Source organism: Acidovorax sp. LjRoot204 (genome assembly GCF_056175785.1).
In genome coordinates this window covers 1-2,480 of the sequence record NZ_JBGFFF010000290.1, presented here as the reverse complement: position 1 = coordinate 2,480, position 2,480 = coordinate 1, and the positions used below count along the sequence as shown (strand labels likewise).

4 protein-coding genes are annotated in these 2,480 nt (G+C 63.0%); all 4 read right to left on the bottom strand.

What is annotated here, in order from left to right; translation table 11 throughout:
• A partial coding sequence (locus AC04MI_RS24595) for a hypothetical protein (protein WP_476498972.1) occupies positions 1 to 459 on the bottom strand: 459 nt, incomplete at its 3' end.
• Positions 460 to 509: 50 nt separating this feature from the next.
• Positions 510 to 752, bottom strand: a complete 243-nt coding sequence (locus AC04MI_RS24590; RefSeq protein WP_436077174.1) for a hypothetical protein — start codon at positions 750 to 752, stop codon at positions 510 to 512.
• Between the two features lie 384 nt (positions 753 to 1,136).
• On the bottom strand, positions 1,137 to 1,586 hold the full coding sequence (locus AC04MI_RS24585) for a type II 3-dehydroquinate dehydratase (protein ID WP_476498971.1): 450 nt from the start codon (positions 1,584 to 1,586) through the stop codon (positions 1,137 to 1,139).
• Positions 1,587 to 1,715: 129 nt separating this feature from the next.
• Positions 1,716 to 2,480, bottom strand: a 765-nt coding sequence (locus AC04MI_RS24580; RefSeq protein WP_476498970.1) for a DctP family TRAP transporter solute-binding subunit, incomplete at its 5' end; no start/stop codon positions are given.

Genomic DNA, 2,480 nt, shown 5'->3' with positions numbered 1-2,480 from the left:
CTCCTGGTAAGCGTTCAGGTACTGCACGAGCAGCGATTCATCGAACGCACTGTCGGTATGGGCCACAAACGACCAGGCCACACCGTACACACGCGGCAGGCCCACCAGCGGGGCGTCTTTGAGCACGGGCAGCGAGCGGTAGTAACGCGGCGGCAGCCCGGCCCGGATCTCCTTGAGCTGGCTTTCGATCAAATGAAAGTTGTCAAACAGCCATTCAGCGGCGGGGCTGATCGCGTGCTCGTCATGCGGTGCGTCAAACAGGTAGCGGTACGCGCCCCGCAGTGCGCGGATGTTGCTCTGCAGACGCGGGTAAAACGTGGTGCGGCCAAAGGGCGCCTTGCCTGCGTCGTGGGAGGAACCGAGGTGCCGGCCATGCTCTTCGAAGCGGGCCACGCCAAACACTTCGGCCCGCAGGGGTTCCAGCACCGGGCCTGCCCGGGCATCGAGCATGCGGTCCATCGCGGAGGGAACCCAGGGCCATGGTGTGCGTAAGCCCATGCGCGCGCGCCCTACCGCACCAGCGATACAGCCCCCACCAGCAACGTGACCAGCAGTGCAACCGTCACCACATGCTCTGCCACCTGGGCCTGCAGCCATGCAGCGCCACCGATCAACCGGTCCAGAGGCCCCCGCAATGCGCCGCAATGCACCAGGTGTTCACCCAGATGAGAGAGTTCCAGCAGCGATATGTCTGCCGGCTGCCCCACGGAAGACGTGTCCCACGCAGAGGCAAGGTTGGATGGATGGGACATGGGCGGCTCCTGGTATACAAGTGAATGGCGCAACCACATGGCGGGTGCGCTCCGATCCTCTTGTACAAGGGGCACATGCTGCGCGTCTGTTCGCTATCGAACAGACCCCAGCCAGTCTGATTTCTGCCCATGCACCTCACCACCTGATGCCTGGCCTCGCTGGCAAAGCTACTGGCGAGGTGGGTGGCGTTGAAGTCTCCTCCAACACTACTGTTTGTATAGCACCTAGCGCAATACATCAAAGCGCTAGCGGTCGACTCGATCCAAAAATAACGAATCAAACACTGCTCGGTACCAGCACGGCAGAAGCCAGAGCCGATCCATAAGCGGCCCATGGCTTTTCAGAAGAGACGTTGAACGCACACCACCGTGCGCCCGCACCGCTCAGGCAACCTGGGCGGYCTCGCGCAGGCTGTCCACCAGCGCCCGCAGCSCGGCCAGGTAGGAGTGGGGACCGAAGCCCTGTACCGTGGCCTTGACGGCGGGCGAGATGATSGARTGCGCGCGCCAGGCCTCGCGCGCGGCGATGTTGGACATGTGCACTTCTATCACCGGGAAAGGCATGGCCTTGATGGCGTCGTGCAGCGGCACGCCGTGCTGTGTCAGCCCCGCAGGATTCACGAGTGCGCCCTGCGCTGCATCGATGTTCGCGTGCAGGAAGTCGATGAGCGCGCCCTCGTGGTTGGACTGCACGATATCGAGCTCCACACCCAGCTCTGTAGCGAGCTTGAGCAAACGCTCGTTGATCTGGGCCAGCGTGGTGGTGCCGTAGATATGGGGTTCGCGGCGCCCGAACAGGTTGAGGTTGGGGCCGTGGAGGATGAGAATTTTCATGGGGTGTTCAGGGTTGGGAGCGGCTGACAAAGCTCAGCGAAGCGGTTCTGGCTAGGCGCTGCGTCGCAGGCAGTGCGAATAGCACGACAAGACGCAGCAACGACGCCAGAAGAGTTTTGCCAGGCGCTCTTACTTGCGGATGCGGGCGAGTTCGTCGTTGTAGAGCTTGACGATCGCCGGGTCATAGGTGGCCGCGAACTTCTCGATCACGGGCTTGGCGATCTGCTGCATGCGGGCCAGCTCGGCGGGCGTGATCTCGTTATAGGCCATGCCCTTGGCCTGCAGGTCACCCACCGAACGCTGCGCTGCAGCGCGGCTCACCTGGCGCTGGTAGCCACGCGACTCGTTGGCAGCGTCGTGCATCATCTTCTGCTCAGCGGGGGTGAGCTGGTCCCAGAACTTCTTGCTCACCAGCACGATGTTGGCGGCGTACACGTGGTTGGTAGCGCTCACGTACTTCTGCACCTCGAACATCTTGTTCGACAGGATCACGGCATAGGGGTTCTCCTGGCCGTCCACGGCCTTGGCTTCCAGCGCGCCATACAGCTCGGCAAACGGCATGGGCACGGGGTTGGCCTTGAAGGCCTTGAAGGTCTCCAGGAACACCGGGTTGGGGATCACGCGCAGCTTGAGTCCATCGAAGTCATCGGCCTTGGTGATGGGGCGCCTGCTGTTGGTCACGTTGCGAAAACCGAGGTCCCAGTAGCCCAGGGCCACCAGGCCCTTCTCGGGCAATCGGGCGATCAGCGCTTGGCCCAGGGGGCCGTCGAGCAGCGCATCGGCCTGCGCAAAGTTGGCCACCGAGAAGGGGAAGTCAACCAACCCGAATTCCTTGACGATGCCGGCCAGCGAGGTGGTCGCCGGGGCCGACATCTGCTGCACACCGCCCTGCAA

Excerpts from the sequence above, each read along its gene's own strand:
- AC04MI_RS24590 (WP_436077174.1), bottom strand. The coding sequence starts at position 752 with ATGTCCCATCCATCCAACCTTGCCTCTGCGTGGGACACGTCTTCCGTG.